This is a genomic window from Streptomyces sp. NPDC048600 (assembly GCF_055587025.1).
Genome location: NZ_JBVJGZ010000006.1, coordinates 273,891 through 288,235, shown reverse-complemented (window position 1 = coordinate 288,235; position 14,345 = coordinate 273,891). Strand labels below are relative to the sequence as shown.

Here is a 14,345-nt window from a genome sequence, read left to right as displayed (position 1 = left end):
GGTGGAGCCGGATTCAGCGGTCGCGGTTGAAGAGAGTGGTGATCCAGAGGAGCAGCAGCAGGATGACGAAGGCGGCGCCTCCGGTGACCAGGGGATTGAGGCTCTCGTGGTTGCCGCCGTGCTCCTCGCCCTCGGAGGCGAGAGTGACCAACTGGGCAGCGGCGCTGTGGAAGCTCATCTTCGGCAGGACCAATCCGGTGTGGGCGGGATAAAGATGTCGGCCCATCGTAATCGGGCGGCTTCACGCGGCTCACGCCGACTCCGCCGTTGGAGAGCCCGGGGAAACACCTAGGGGGAACGTCAGGGTCGCGAGGGCCCGCCCCGGCCCGTGTTCCGGAACTCGGGGGCTCCGTCAGTCGTCCTTCTGTTTGTAGCCGCGCAACAGGAACCACGCGGTCAGGACACAGCCCACGACCATCACGATCAGTACCACCCGGAGCAGACTCCCCGCTCCCTGCTGTTCGGCGGCGACGGTGGCCTGGTCGATCCAGGCGGCTGCGGGACTGTGCTCCATGGCTCCGGACTCCGTTCGCTGTACTGCCCGACCACGGTAACCCGGCCTAGGCTGGGCCCGGCTTCGGGGGCACGGACGGCCCGGCGCCTCAGGGCAGGCACTCATACGCACATGGGGGAAGACATGTCCGACGACAGCCATCAGCACGACGGGCACGAGCACGTGCCGAGCAGGCAGCGCAGGCGCTTCCCGGGGATCTCCTCCCGGGCCTACGAACACCCCGCGGACCGTTCCGCGCTGGTGGCGCTGCGCAAGCTGAGCGGCTTCGACACCGTCTTCAAGGTGCTGAGCGGGCTGCTGCCCGAGCGGAGCCTGAGACTGCTGTTCCTGTCGGACTCCGTGCGCGTGTCCGACCGCCAGTTCTCGCATCTGAACGACATGCTGCGGGACGCCTGTTACATCCTGGACCTGGAGAAGGTCCCGCCGATGTACGTCAACCAGGACCCGCAGCCCAACGCGATGTGCATCGGCCTGGACGAGCCGATCATCGTGGTCACCACCGGACTCGTCGAGCTGCTCGACGAGGAGGAGATGCGGGCGGTCATCGGCCACGAGGTCGGGCACGCGCTGTCCGGGCACTCCGTCTACCGGACCATCCTGCTGTTCCTGACGAACCTCGCCCTGCGGGTGGCGTGGATCCCGCTCGGCAATGTGGCGATCATGGCGATCGTGACGGCCCTGCGGGAGTGGTTCCGCAAGTCGGAGCTCTCCGCCGACCGGGCCGGGCTGCTGGTCGGCCAGGACCTTCAGGCGTCCATGCGTGGCCTGATGAAGCTCGCGGGCGGCAACCACCTGCACGAGATGAACGTGGACGCGTTCCTGGAGCAGGCCGAGGAGTACGAGGCGGGCGGCGATCTGCGCGACTCGGTGCTGAAGATCCTGAACATGCTGCCGCGCACCCACCCCTTCGCGGCCGTACGGGCCGCCGAGCTGAAGAAGTGGGCCGAGTCCCGGGACTACCAGCGGATCATGGACGGCCACTACCCGCGGCGCTCCGAGGACAAGGACACCTCGGTCACCGACTCCTTCCGCGAGTCGGCGTCGAGCTACGCCGGGCATGTGAAGAGCTCCAAGGACCCGCTGATGAAGCTGGTCACCGACATAGCCGGCGGCGCGGGCGACCTCGGCAGCCGGGTCCGCCGCGGCTTCGGCGGCTTCACGGGCTCGGGCTCCGGCGGCACGAACGGCTCCGGCTCGGCCCCCGACTCCGGCTCCGCTGGATCGACCGGCACAACGGACGCCCCGCCGAAGGACCAGCCCCCGCGCGACGAGGACTGAGCACAGGGGTGAGGGGGCCGCCGGGCCGCCTGCCCTCCCCCGGCCCACTCACCCGCCCTCGCAGCGTCGGCTTGGCCTCCGTCCGGGCTCGCATCGCCGGATTGGCGTCCGCCCTCACACCTTCGGCTGTGCCTCGTCCGCCAGAGTCCCGCACAGCGCGGGCACCGCACCCGTGGCATAGGGGTTCGTGCCCGCGGGGCTCCCGGGCTTGGCCGTCTGGCCGGCCAGGAGCGGGGTCAGATGGCCGGCCGCGTCGGTGGCGCAGGAGAGCGGGCCCGCCTGGAGCGAGGAGACGACCAGCTGGGCCTGGTGCAGACGCAGGTCGTCACGGTCGAACCTGAAGCGCAGTTCGCGGCGCACGGTGAAGAGGGAGGCCTTCGCGTCGGCCCCGGAGCCGGCCGGGCGCAGGGCGTACACAAAGGTGTGGTCGGCGGTGACCTCCAGCGTGGAGGAGTCCGCCTCGACGGCGTGCAGGGTGCCCCGCACCCGGATCGCCGGGTCGGCGAGCTCGGTGTCGGCGGGGTCGAAGCGGACCAGCCAGCCGGTGGCCGCGTGGAGGCCGTCGGCGGCCGGGTGGGCGATGCTCGCGTCGAACTGGTCCAGCTGATCGGGGGCGACGAGCAGACGCACCGGCCGGACCTGCTGCCCGGTGAGCACGTCCGGATAGAGGGAGGAGCGGACCAGATAGTCCTTGGCGGTGGTCAGGGCGGCGATGACCTGGCCCTCGGAGAAGTTCGCGGTACGCCGGGCGGAGGGCAGCGGGATGCCCTCGGCGCCGAGCCGGTAGGGGGCGGCGGGGCTGTGGGCGAACAGTTCGGCGGGGTCCTCGGAGCCGGGCACCCTGCCCTGGGGGGCGAGCGGCACGAGGGTCATCCGGAGTGCGCCGGTGGGCTGCGAGGCGTTCCGGGGCGCCGGGTAGGGGTTGCGCAGCCCCATGAAGATCGCGGTGCCGAAGGCGAGGGCGATCAGCACGAGCAGGATGAGCGCCTGCCGGGACAGGCCTCCTCGGCGCAGGGGCGGGAGGCTGCGCACGGCGGGCGCGTGGTCGCCCATGCGCTCCTGCGCGGAGAACTCCTGGAGGCGGGCAGCACGGATGAACGACTCGTCGAACACGACGGACCGGTACTCGTCCTCAGCACCGCCGGGGGCGCCGTCGGGTGTGCCCTCCGGTGGCTCTCCTGGCCCTCCCATACCTTCAGGGTAGGTCTCGCGGAGCCGCGGTAAACGCACTGCCGCGCGACAAGTTCTGGCAGGTTCTCACCAGGTTTGCCGGGGCTTCGCGAGGACTCCCCCAGCCGGTGCGAACGCCTGGTCCGCGGGCCTGCGCGGGGGCTGGACGGCCCCGTGGACAGGGCTCGGCTCAGGGGCTGCGGGGCACCACCGAGACGGTCGGCCGGGAGTAGTCCGCGGAGGCGGACGGGGACGGCGCGCCGCCCTGCTCCAATCCGGTGGAGGCGGGGGGCGGGACCTGGTCCTGACGGCTCGAGGCGGCTCCCCGGTAGACCGCCGCGAAGGCCAGCACCACCATGCCGACCCCCATCACGAGGGCGAGCACCCAGGCGACGGGGCGGTGCCAGCGGGCGTGCCTGCCGAAGGGTCCTGCGGTGCCGTAGCGGCTGTCGAGGATGTCCGGGTCGTCCAGATCGTCGAGCTCGGGATCGTGGCCGAAACCGGTGCGGTCCGCGGTGCCGTAGCCGTCGTCGTAACGTTCGCCGCCGCCGCGGGCCCGGCGGGCGGCCTCGGCCTCGGAGGCCTCGGCTCTGGCCTCCGCGGCGGCCAGGAGGCGTTCGACCGCGGTCGGCTCATGCACCTGGGCCGCTCGCACGAAGGCCTCGTCGAAGACCACGGAGGCGAACTCTTCGTCCGACACCCCGCGGTCGTGGTCGTCGTCGGGCTCCCAGCCGTCAGGGAACGGCGTGCCCCCCACGTCCTCCGGCACGGGTCCAGAGTAGACCTGGGGGGTCAATTTGGGCAGACGGTATGGAAATTATCCGCCTGGCGAGACACGGACCGAGCGGTTCCGGCCGAGGGCGCCGCCGGGCCGCCGCACGGGGCGCCCCGGAGCGCCTGAGCGGCCTCGCACGCCCCGAACCCGCCCTGGTGGCCTCCGCGGGCCCCGGTCAGCGTCGAATGTGCCCGTCACCGGTGACGATGTACTTCGTGCTGGTCAGCTCCGGCAGGCCCATCGGGCCGCGGGCGTGCAGCTTCTGGGTGGAGATGCCGATCTCCGCGCCGAAGCCGAACTGGCCGCCGTCGGTGAAGCGGGTGGAGGCGTTGACGGCGACGGTGGTGGAGTCGACCAGTTGGGTGAACCGGCGGGCGGCCTGCTGGGAGGTGGTGACGATCGCCTCGGTGTGGCCGGAGGTCCACAGCCGGATGTGCTCGACGGCCCGGTCGAGGGAGTCCACGACCGCGGCGGCGATGTCGTAGGACAGGTACTCGGTCTCCCAGTCCTCCGGCGTGGCCTCCACGACGTTCGCGCGGGAGTCCTTGGCATAGGCCAGTACGCGCTCGTCGGCGTGCACGGTCACGCCCGCCTCGGCGAGGGCTTCGAGGGCGCGGGGCAGGAACTCGGGGGCGATGTCCTGGTGGACGAGGAGGGTCTCGGCGGCGTTGCAGACGCTGACCCGCTGGGCCTTGGAGTTGACAAGGATCTCGACGGCCGTGTCGATGTCGGCCTGGGCGTCGACGTAGACGTGGCAGTTGCCGGTGCCGGTCTCGATCACGGGAACGGTGGACTCGCTCACCACCGTCCGGATCAGGGAGGCGCCGCCGCGCGGGATGAGCACGTCGACCAGGCCACGGGCGCGCATCAGCTCACGGACGCTGTCGCGGCTCTCGCCGGGCACGAGCTGGACGGCGTCGGCGGGCAGCCCGGCACCGCCGACGGCGTCGCGGATCACCCGGACGAGGGCGAGGTTCGACTCGTAGGCGGAGGCGGAGCCGCGCAGCAGGACCGCGTTGCCGGACTTCAGGCAGAGGGCGGCGGCGTCGACGGTGACGTTGGGGCGGGCCTCGTAGATGATGCCGACGACGCCGAGCGGGACGCGGACCTGGCGCAGGTCGATGCCGTTCGGCAGGGTCGAGCCGCGGACGACCTCGCCGACCGGGTCGGGCAGGGCGACGACGTCCCGCACGTCGGAGGCGATGGCGCGCACCCGCTCGGGGGTGAGGGTGAGCCGGTCCACGACGGACTCGCTGGTCCCGGCCTCGCGGGCTTTGGCCACGTCCTTGGCGTTGGCCTCGACGATCTCACTCGTACGGACCTCCAGCGCGTCCGCGATGGCGAGCAGCGCGTCGTCCTTGGTGGCCCGCGGCAGCGGGGCGAGGTCGGCGGCGGCGGCCTTGGCCCGGTAGGCGGCCTGGGTGACCGGGGACATGGAGTCGTACGGGGAGAGCGTCGTCATGCGGAAAGGGTAGTGCGACGGGCGGGGCGTCCCACGGCTTGTTCCACAGCCCGAGACACACGTACCAGTGCGCGGACACCGGCCCCTCGACGCGGGGATCGCGGCAGGGACGTCGTCACCTTTCCCCACCGACGCCACCACCGGGAGACGGCCCCGGCCCGGCCCCCGGGCCCAGCCGCAGCCCGGACCGTCAGACCAGTCCCCCGGCCCGGCCCAGGCCGTCAGGCCTGATCCCTGGCCCGGCCCAGGTCCCCGGCCCGGGCCGCCGGCCTCAGTACGGATGCACCCCCACCGGTGACGCCGGAGGCGGGCCGTAGCCCTCCGCGACGCGCTGGTGGTAGGTCGCGCGGTCGATGACCTCCAGGCCGACGATCTCCCAGGGCGGGAGCCCCGCCGTCTGCCGGTGCTCGCCCCACAGCCGCAGGGCGACGGCCGCGGCGTCGTGCAGGTCGCGGGCCTCCTCCCAGTACCGGATCTCGGCGTGGTCGTCGGCGTACCGGCTGGTCAGCAGGAAGGGGTGGTCGTGCGCGAGCTGCTCCAGCGCCCGGCGCACCTCCTTCAGAGGGGCCGCCTCGCCGGAGACGCTGAGGGTGACGTGCCACAGCCGGGGCAGGTCGGCCGGCTCCTCCGTCTCGTACCGCTCGCCGGCCGCCACACTCGTCAGGGCGCGCTCCTCGCCGGCCGCCCGGGTCGCCGCCGCCCCAGGGCGCACTCGTCTCACGACGGCCTCCTTCTCCCGCAGTGCCCGGACGACGCCCGGCAACGACCGAGCGGCAGCCCCAGCGGACCCATGCCGTGCCCGGACGGACAGGTGCGCCCGGAACACGTCCTTGAATCAAAGTTGAGCAGGCCGCAAGCCTCTGTGGGGCGGTTTTACGGAACGTCCCCCACCGGGGGCGGACGTTTCGGGCCTTTTACGGGAGGAGGAGGACCAGGTCGTCCCTGTGTACGACCTCGCGTTCGTACGCCGGTCCCAGCTCGGCCGCGAGGTCGTGCGTGGAACGCCCGATCAGCCGGGGGATCTCCTTGGCGTCGAAGTTGACCAGGCCGCGGGCGACCGGGCGGCCCTGCCCGTCGCGCAGCTCGACGGGGTCGCCCGCGCTGAAGTCGCCCTCGACGGCGGCGATACCGGCGGGCAGCAGCGACTTGCGGCGCTCGACCACCGCGCGCACCGCCCCGTCGTCGAGGACGAGCGCGCCCTGCGGGGCGGAGGCGTGCTGGAGCCAGAGCAGCCGGTCGGCGGAGCGCTTGCCGGTGGGGTGGAAGTAGGTGCCGGTGTCCTTGCCGGTGAGGGCGTCGGCGGCGTGCACGGCGCTGGTCAGGACGACGGGGATGCCGGCCGCGGCGGCGATGGAGGCCGCCTCGATCTTGGTGACCATGCCGCCGGTGCCGACCCCGGCCTTGCCGGCGCTGCCGATCTCGACATGCGCCAGGTCGGCGGGACCGCGCACCTCGGCGATCCGGGAGGTGCCGGGCTTGCTGGGGTCCCCGTCGTAGACGCCGTCCACGTCGGACAGCAGCACCAGCAGGTCGGCCCGCACCAGGTGGGCCACGAGTGCCGCGAGCCGGTCGTTGTCGCCGAAGCGGATCTCGTCCGTGGCGACGGTGTCGTTCTCGTTGACGATCGGCAGGGCGCCCATCGCGAGGAGCTTGTCGAGGGTGCGGGAGGCGTTGCGGTGGTGGGCGCGGCGGCTCATGTCGTCGGAGGTGAGCAGCACCTGGCCGACACGGACGCCGTAGCGGGCGCAGGAGGCGGTGTAGCGGGCGACCAGCAGGCCCTGGCCGACGCTCGCCGCGGCCTGCTGGCGGGCCAGGTCCTTGGGGCGGCGGCGCAGCCCGAGCGGGGCGAGCCCGGCGGCGATGGCGCCGGAGGAGACGAGGACGATCTCCTTCTCCCCGCCGCTGCGGATCTTGGCCAGGACGTCCACGAGCGCGTCGACCCGGTCGGCGTCGAGTCCGCCGGAGGCCGTCGTCAGCGACGAGGAACCCACCTTGACGACGATCCTGTGGGCCTCGCGCACGGCCTGCCTTGCCCCTGACACTCGCTCTTCCGTCCCCTCGCATGGCTGCACATCGCTTTACGGCTGTCCGCCCGCAATGTACGCGAAGACGATCGACACACGCGCGGGCATTCCAGCCCCCGGGATCACCGCCCCGGCCCGGTCACCGCGGGGAAAGCAGCACTGAACGGCTCACGCGCCACCGCCCGGGTCACCCCGCGGCCCGGGCCGTCACGACACCGCCGCACATCCCGGTGCCACCGCCCAGGTCACCCCGCCCCGGGCCGGTTCGTCTCGTGCTGCCCGGGGAGCACATCCGCCATCTCGGTGCCCGCCCCGGCGGCGTCCTCGGCGGCATCGGCGGCGGCGCCCGCGGCCGCGTCGACGACGGCGTCGACCGCCACGTCCGCGGCCAGGTCGGCATCCGTCCCCGCGCCGGCCTCCGCCGCGGCCCGCGCCGACTGCCCGAGGTTGCGGGTCTCGGCCTTCAGCGCGAGGTCCGCGACGGCGCCGTTGAACCGGTCGATGGACCTCGGCTCGTCCGGCCCGATCAGATACAGCTTGAGCTCCGTGCGCTCCCCCGCGAGCGGGTCCTCGGACGGGTCGCGGACGGCGTCGAGCAGTTCGCCCAGCTCGTCGGCGCCGTTCGAAAGGATCACCGCGGCGCGCACCGCCGTGTTCTGCCGCTTGAACTCCGCCGCGCCGATGCCGGCCGAGTCCGTGACGGCGTACGGCTTGCCGCTGGCGATGAAGTCGGAGACGACGGAGGAGATGTCGGAGACCATCGCGTCGGAGGTGTTGAAGCAGTCGTAGAGATGCGGCTCGGCGCCGGTGACGACCCGGTGCTCCCAGTCGGGGAAGGAGCGCCAGTACGTGTCGTTCCACTCGGCGCGCAGCCGGGCGATCTCCTGGTGCCGCTCGACGTCGACGACTCCGTCGCGGGTGGCCTCGGCCTCGTCGTGGGAGTCGGAGGAGCCGGTCAGCTCGGTCAGCCGGGCCTCGATGCGGGCCAGTTCCTCCTGGGCCCGCAGACGCCCGTCCGGGTCGGCGGGGCCGACGGAGCCGGCATCGGGGGCGCGTTCGGCGGGGGCCGGGGCCGCGGCGGCGGCGCGCTCGGCCGCGGCCTGCTCGACCAACGCGGTGATGCGCTGGTGGGCGGCCTTCGCGGCGGGGCTGACGGTGCCGGTGAAGGGGTGCGGCTTGTAGAGGACCCGGACGGGTGGGTCGGCGCGGACCAGCGCGCGCACGATGTTCTCGCCGGCCAGCACGAGCGAGGTGTTGCCGGGGTTGTCGTCCCAGCCCTCCCAGGTCGGGGCGTAGAGCACGGTGGGCATCCGGTCCTCCGGTACGCCCTGCCAGGTCCGGATCGGCGCCAGCTGCGGGCGGCCGACCTCGACGATGTCCTCGTCGCGGACACCGACGTCGGCGATGGCGTACCGGTCACGGCCGGCGCGTCCGGCGGTCCACACCTCGTCGTAGACCTTGCTGAAGGGGTTGACGCTGGCGAGCTTGTCGCTGTCGCCGTGGCCGATGAAGACGTGCTTCATGGTCGGTACGCGCAGCAGGTGGATGTTCTTGCCGACGTTCGCCGCGTAGAGCGCGACCCGTACGGTCGACAGGTCCATGTTCATCAGGTGGACGCCGCCGGGCACGCAGATCACGGGCACGGTGGTGGGTGCGAGGCGCTCCAGTATCGTGCGCTCGCGCAGGACGATCAGCGGGGCGGAGTCCGACTGTTCCATGGTCTCCAGCCACATGTTGACCTGGTAGGCGGAGTCCTTGGAGCCGGAGAAGTAGAGCACGGTCCCGGGCCGGTAGGCACGCAGCCAGTCGTCGACGGCGGCGAGCACCTTCTCGGCGTTCGGCGGGATGCGGTCGCCGCGCACATAGGGCGCGAGGGCGAGGACGTAGGCGAGGCCCAGGGCGAGGGTGACGGTGATGCCCGTCCAGCCGAAGGCGTCGTTGTCGGTGCCGGCCGTGAGCAGTATCCCGACGACCGCGAAGAGGTCGAGGTGGAGCATCTTCTCCGTGGAGCGGTGCAGCAGGACGTGCGGCGGGGCGTCGGGGATGCGGATGCGGGAGGCCAGGTCGACGTTGCGGGTGGCGACGGGCAGCCGGCGACGGTTGCGGATCAGGGTGATCAGCGCGCCGTGCGGGGCCTGGAGGCCGTAGAACGCGGTGAAGCAGGCGACCGCGCTGTAGAAGACCATGCTCTCCGACAGGCCGAGCCGGGCCAGCAGCAGGACGAGGAGCAGCTCCCTGATCAGGAAGCGGATGGAGACGCCCGCGCGCACCTTGCTGAGGCGGTTGATCAGGTAGCTGCCCTTGTGATGCAGATAGTGGTCCGCCAGGTACGTCACGACGGCCGCGACCACGAAGGCGGGCACGCTCGGGACGAGCGCGGCCGCCATCAGTGCCGGGAAGCCCAGCGTCAGGAGGACCGCCGCGGCCAGCTCGGCCGCGCTGCCGACCCGGGCGACGCGAATAGCGGTGGATATCACGGAGAACCTGCTCTGTCGGATACCGGTGGTGGAAAAGCGTGCAACCATCGACCGTGCCGCCTGCCCAAGTAAAAGTCGGAAAAACATGAGTTGCCATTTTTCCGATATCTACGGATTCAGGCCCCTGCGAATACTCCCCGAACGGACATCCACAGAGGCCTGAATGACAGAAGGCTAATTGATCCCGATTATGCCACGCCGTCCTGACGGTCGAGGACGCTGGCCAGCGCCTGCTCGAATCCGGAGGCCTGTCCCGCGGCCGCCGTCGGATCCTGCTGGCGGACGTCGATGACATGCCCGGTGAGCTCGGAGAGCAGCACGTCGAGCGAGGTGCGGGCGACGGCCTCGGAGGACAGCAGGCTCTCCGCCGGCTCCTGCCCGAAAGCCTTGGTACGCATGGGCGTTGCGGTGCGCTCGGGGTTGATGCAGTTCACCCGTACGCCGTCGGCGGCCCACTCGTCGGCGAGCGCCTGGGTGAGATTCACCATGGCCGCCTTGGTGGAGGAGTACAGGCTGTACTCGGCCCGGCCGCGGGTGTAACTGCTGGAGGTGTAGAGCAGCAGCTGCCCGTTGGTTTCCGCGAGGTATTTGTACGCTGATCGGGCGATCTGGACCGGTGCCAGGTAGTTGACCTTGAGTGCTTCCTGGATGGTGGCGTTGTCCGTCTCGGCGAGTTTGCCGATGCGCAGGACTCCCGCGGTGTTGACCACGTGGTCGATGCGCCCGGTCTGGGCGTAGGCCCGGGACAGCGCGTCGTCGACCTCCTCGGGGTTCTCCACGTGCGTGCCGGTGGTGGAGCGGCCGAGGGCGTACACCTTGGCGCCGTAGGACTCGGCCAGCTGGGCGATGTCGTGCCCGATGCCGTAGGAACCGCCGAAGACCACGACGGTCTTGCCGGTCAGCAGCGCGCGGTAGTCGTCCTCGCCGATCCGGTCGGGCGCGGCGGTGGAGCCGAGCTGGAAGAGCTTGTCGGCGATGAAGACGTCGACCGGCTGGGTGACCTTCATGTTGTACTCGTCGCCCGCGACGACGTGGATCGGGACGTCCGGCAGGTACTTCAGCACGACGGAGCAGTCGTCGGTGGCCTGGAAGTTCGGGTCGCCCGCGGCGATCTCGTAGGCGTGCCGGATCGTGGACAGCTTGAAGGCCTGCGGCGTCTGGCCCCGGCGCAGCCGGGATCGGTCCGGGATCTCGGTGATGAACTCGCCGTCCTCGCCGTGCGTGCGGGTCACGATGATGGTGTCCGCGGACGGGATGGCGACGTCGACGGCCTGGTAGCGCTCGAGCGCGGTCACGCAGTCGTCGATGACGCGCCGCGAGAGCAGCGGGCGTACGGCGTCGTGGAACAGGACGTTCGCGTCCTCGCCCTCGGCGAGCCCCTCGCTCAGCGCCTCGATGGCGCGCTCGGTCGTCTCGTTGCGGGTGGCGCCGCCCTCGATGATCCGGCGGACCTTCCTGAACCCGGCCCGGGTGACGATCTTCTCGACGTCGGGCACATAGCCGGGCGCCATCAGCACGATGACGTCGTCGATGGAATCGGCCTTCTCGAAGGAGGTCAGGGTGTGCTCGATGACTGCCTTGCCGGCGATCTTCAGCAACTGCTTGGGGATCGACAGGCCCACGCGCTGACCAGTGCCACCGGCCAGGATCACTGCGGTGGTTCGGGGCTTGGCTAGGTGCTGAGACACAGATGACCTACCTCGGGACGACTCGGAACGCGGAAACTGTCCCACTTTCCGTCACCGCGATGCAAGGCGGACGTCCTTCACAGCATAAGCGTCGGCAACCTGTCATTCACCTTGTACGCCCGGTGATTGTCGGGATCATTCCAAGCGAGTCAGATCAAGCGGGACACATGAATTAGCTGTGAGTTACTCCACAGCAAATGTTCGATTACGTGACGTGATACTCCGTCGGATATCGGCGAAACCATACACCCCCTGGGGCACCAGGACCTCGGCGTCCTCACCGGGGGCTTCATGGATGCGACGAGGGGGCCATTCGGGCGTCCGGTTCACCGTGGGAGCGCGCCACCCCGGTCACCGACGTATACAGATCTTCACGCCCCGGGTTGCCGGGCCGCACATGTTCTCCAAATGCCGGGACCTCGGAATTCCGATCCATTCGGGCGCACGGCAGAACACGCCCACAACAGAACGGGCGGCCCACGCAGAAACGCGGACCGCCCGAACGGAAGTACGAGTGAGGCTTAGAACGGGTCGAAGTCGTCGAACTCCTGCTGAGCCTCGTCCCGCTCGGCCTGCTTGTCGCGACGGCGCGTGACCGCCGGACGCTGGGCCTCGAAACGGTGGTCCTCGCCACGCCGGCCGAGCATCTCCGCGCCCGCCGTGACCGTCGGCTCCCAGTCGAAGACGACCGCGTTGTCCTCGGGGCCGATGGCGACGCCGTCGCCCGAACGGGCACCCGCCTTCATCAGCTGGTCCTCGACACCGAGGCGGTTGAGCCGGTCGGCGAGGTAGCCGACGGCCTCGTCGTTGTTGAAGTCGGTCTGGCGGACCCAGCGCTCGGGCTTCTCGCCGCGCACCCGGAACAGCGGCTCGCCGCCCACGTCCTCGCGTACGACGGAGAAGCCCGCGTCGTCCACGGCCTTGGGCCGGATGACGATCCGGGTCGCCTCCTCCTTCGGCTTCGCGGCACGCGCCTTGGCGACCAGGTCGGCCAGCGCGAACGACAGCTCCCGCAGACCGAGGTGCGCCACCGCCGACACCTCGAAGACGCGGTAGCCGCGCGCCTCCAGGTCCGGCCGCACCATCTCGGCGAGGTCCTTGCCGTCGGGCACGTCGATCTTGTTCAGCACGACCATCCGCGGCCGGTTGTCCAGGCCGCCGTACTGCTTCAGCTCCGCCTCGATGATGTCGAGGTCGGACACCGGGTCGCGGTCCGACTCCAGCGTCGCGGTGTCCAGCACATGCACCAGCACCGAGCAGCGCTCCACATGGCGCAGGAACTCCAGGCCCAGGCCCTTGCCCTGGCTGGCGCCCGGGATCAGTCCGGGCACGTCGGCGATGGTGTAGACGGTCGAACCGGCCGTCACCACACCGAGGTTGGGGACCAGCGTGGTGAACGGGTAGTCCGCGATCTTCGGCTTGGCGGCCGAGAGCACCGAGATCAGCGAGGACTTGCCGGCGCTCGGGTAGCCCACCAGGGCCACGTCCGCGACGGTCTTGAGCTCCAGCACGATGTCCTGGAGGTCGCCCGGCTCACCGAGCAGCGCGAAGCCGGGCGCCTTGCGGCGGGCGGAGGCCAGCGCCGCGTTGCCGAGGCCGCCGCGGCCGCCCTGGGCGGCGACGTACGAGGTGCCGTGGCCCACCAGGTCGGCGAGCACATTGCCCGCCTTGTCCAGGACGACGGTGCCGTCCGGCACGACGAGGACCAGGTCCTGGCCGTCCTTGCCGGAGCGGTTGCCGCCCTCGCCGGGCTTGCCGTTGGTCGCCTTGCGGTGCGGGGAGTGGTGGTACTCGAGCAGCGTCGTCACCGACTGGTCGACGGTCAGGACGATGTCGCCGCCCCGGCCGCCGTTGCCGCCGTCCGGGCCGCCGAGCGGCTTGAACTTCTCGCGGTGTACGGAGGCACAGCCGTGACCTCCGCTACCCGCGGCGACGTGCAGCTCGACGCGGTCCACGAAGGTGGTCATGGTGGGTGCCTCCTGGTACGTACGGGATGTCTACTGCTTAACACGCGAAAGGCGGACCCGCCTTCCCGACCGGGAAGTGAGGTCCGCCTCGCGAAAGTGTTCCGGTCAGCCGACCGGGACGATGTTCACGACCTTGCGGCCACGGTGGGTACCGAACTCCACCGCACCGGCCTGGAGCGCGAACAGCGTGTCGTCGCCGCCACGGCCGACGCCCGAGCCCGGGTGGAAGTGGGTGCCGCGCTGACGGATCAGGATCTCACCGGCGCTCACGACCTGACCGCCGAAGCGCTTCACGCCGAGCCGCTGGGCATTGGAGTCGCGACCGTTCCGGGTGGACGATGCGCCCTTCTTGTGTGCCATTGCTCAGTCCCTCTTTACTTCGCGGCCGTCGGGATGGACGTGACCTTGATCGCCGTGTACTGCTGACGGTGACCCTGGCGACGGCGGTAGCCCGTCTTGTTCTTGTAGCGCAGAATGTCGATCTTCTGGCCCTTGTGGTGGTCCACGACCTCGGCCTGGACCTTGATCCCGGCCAGGACCCACGGGTCGCTGGTCACGGAGTCGCCGTCGACAACGAGCAGGGTCGAGAGCTCGACCGTGTCGCCAACATTGGCGGTGGAAATCTTGTCAACCTCGACGACGTCGCCGACAGCAACCTTGTGCTGGCGACCGCCGCTGCGCACGATGGCGTACACGCGGATCTCTCTTTCGCTCGGAACGGCACCCCGCAGGCCAGCCGTCCGGCATACGACGCGGACGACCTCTCCCGACCACCGTGTGCTCGGGAGGAAGAGGTTTACGGGGATGTGGCGTGCTCAGTGGACACGCCGACGGTCAAGGTTACGGGGCGGTGGCCGAGAGGGTCAAACCGGGCCAGGCCCGGTGGACGTGCGCTCGGTCACGCCTCGCAACCGTGGTCCCGGGGGGGGGGGGGGGGGGCGGCGGCCGGGGGACGGGAAAGGGCGAGCCCCTTCCTGTGGGGCGTGGAAG

The 14,345-nt window shown here is 70.9% G+C and carries 13 protein-coding genes; 1 reads left to right on the top strand and 12 read right to left on the bottom strand.

Translation table 11 applies throughout. From position 1 onward, the window contains the following. Window positions 1-13: 13 nt before the first annotated feature. Window positions 14-178, bottom strand: a complete 165-nt coding sequence (locus tag ACZ6SQ_RS11160) for a hypothetical protein (protein ID WP_386378475.1) — start codon at window positions 176-178, stop codon at window positions 14-16. 174 nt (window positions 179-352) lie between these two features. After that, window positions 353-514, bottom strand: a complete 162-nt coding sequence (locus tag ACZ6SQ_RS11155; RefSeq protein WP_386378476.1) for a hypothetical protein — start codon at window positions 512-514, stop codon at window positions 353-355. A 123-nt stretch (window positions 515-637) separates the two neighbouring features. On the opposite strand from ACZ6SQ_RS11155, the gene ACZ6SQ_RS11150 reads away from it, so the two are divergent. After that, window positions 638-1,792, top strand: coding sequence for a M48 family metallopeptidase (locus tag ACZ6SQ_RS11150; protein WP_469559352.1), 1,155 nt, complete (start codon window positions 638-640; stop codon window positions 1,790-1,792). Between the two features lie 114 nt (window positions 1,793-1,906). Here ACZ6SQ_RS11150 and ACZ6SQ_RS11145 read toward each other — a convergent pair whose 3' ends face one another. The 10 genes from ACZ6SQ_RS11145 to rplU form a co-directional block, all read right to left on the bottom strand. Further along, window positions 1,907-2,983: an SCO2583 family membrane protein gene (locus tag ACZ6SQ_RS11145; protein ID WP_469559349.1), complete on the bottom strand. Its 1,077-nt coding sequence runs from the start codon at window positions 2,981-2,983 to the stop codon at window positions 1,907-1,909. 169 nt (window positions 2,984-3,152) lie between these two features. After that, a complete protein-coding gene (locus tag ACZ6SQ_RS11140) occupies window positions 3,153-3,731 on the bottom strand; it encodes an SCO2584 family spore wall biosynthesis protein (protein ID WP_469559343.1) in 579 nt (192 codons plus the stop codon). A 181-nt stretch (window positions 3,732-3,912) separates the two neighbouring features. Beyond that, window positions 3,913-5,199, bottom strand: a complete 1,287-nt coding sequence (locus ACZ6SQ_RS11135; protein WP_469559339.1) for a glutamate-5-semialdehyde dehydrogenase — start codon at window positions 5,197-5,199, stop codon at window positions 3,913-3,915. A gap of 271 nt (window positions 5,200-5,470) precedes the next feature. Next, complete coding sequence (locus ACZ6SQ_RS11130; RefSeq protein ID WP_386378483.1) at window positions 5,471-5,920, bottom strand: hypothetical protein; 450 nt, start codon at window positions 5,918-5,920, stop codon at window positions 5,471-5,473. 193 nt (window positions 5,921-6,113) lie between these two features. Further along, the gene (gene proB / locus ACZ6SQ_RS11125) at window positions 6,114-7,241 is read right to left on the bottom strand and encodes a glutamate 5-kinase (RefSeq protein WP_469559335.1); all 1,128 of its coding nucleotides are present in this window, start codon (window positions 7,239-7,241) and stop codon (window positions 6,114-6,116) included. Window positions 7,242-7,468: 227 nt separating this feature from the next. Beyond that, the gene (locus ACZ6SQ_RS11120; protein WP_469559332.1) at window positions 7,469-9,700 is read right to left on the bottom strand and encodes a hypothetical protein; all 2,232 of its coding nucleotides are present in this window, start codon (window positions 9,698-9,700) and stop codon (window positions 7,469-7,471) included. A gap of 188 nt (window positions 9,701-9,888) precedes the next feature. Continuing rightward, window positions 9,889-11,388, bottom strand: a complete 1,500-nt coding sequence (locus ACZ6SQ_RS11115; RefSeq protein ID WP_469559329.1) for a D-ribitol-5-phosphate cytidylyltransferase — start codon at window positions 11,386-11,388, stop codon at window positions 9,889-9,891. Between the two features lie 521 nt (window positions 11,389-11,909). Next, complete coding sequence (gene obgE / locus ACZ6SQ_RS11110; protein WP_469559326.1) at window positions 11,910-13,355, bottom strand: GTPase ObgE; 1,446 nt, start codon at window positions 13,353-13,355, stop codon at window positions 11,910-11,912. Window positions 13,356-13,460: 105 nt separating this feature from the next. Then, window positions 13,461-13,715 (bottom strand): 50S ribosomal protein L27, encoded by a 255-nt coding sequence (gene rpmA / locus ACZ6SQ_RS11105; protein ID WP_469559323.1) that lies wholly within the window; start codon window positions 13,713-13,715, stop codon window positions 13,461-13,463. Window positions 13,716-13,729: 14 nt separating this feature from the next. Further along, complete coding sequence (rplU, locus tag ACZ6SQ_RS11100; RefSeq protein WP_386378488.1) at window positions 13,730-14,050, bottom strand: 50S ribosomal protein L21; 321 nt, start codon at window positions 14,048-14,050, stop codon at window positions 13,730-13,732. Between the last annotated feature and the right edge of the window lie 295 nt (window positions 14,051-14,345).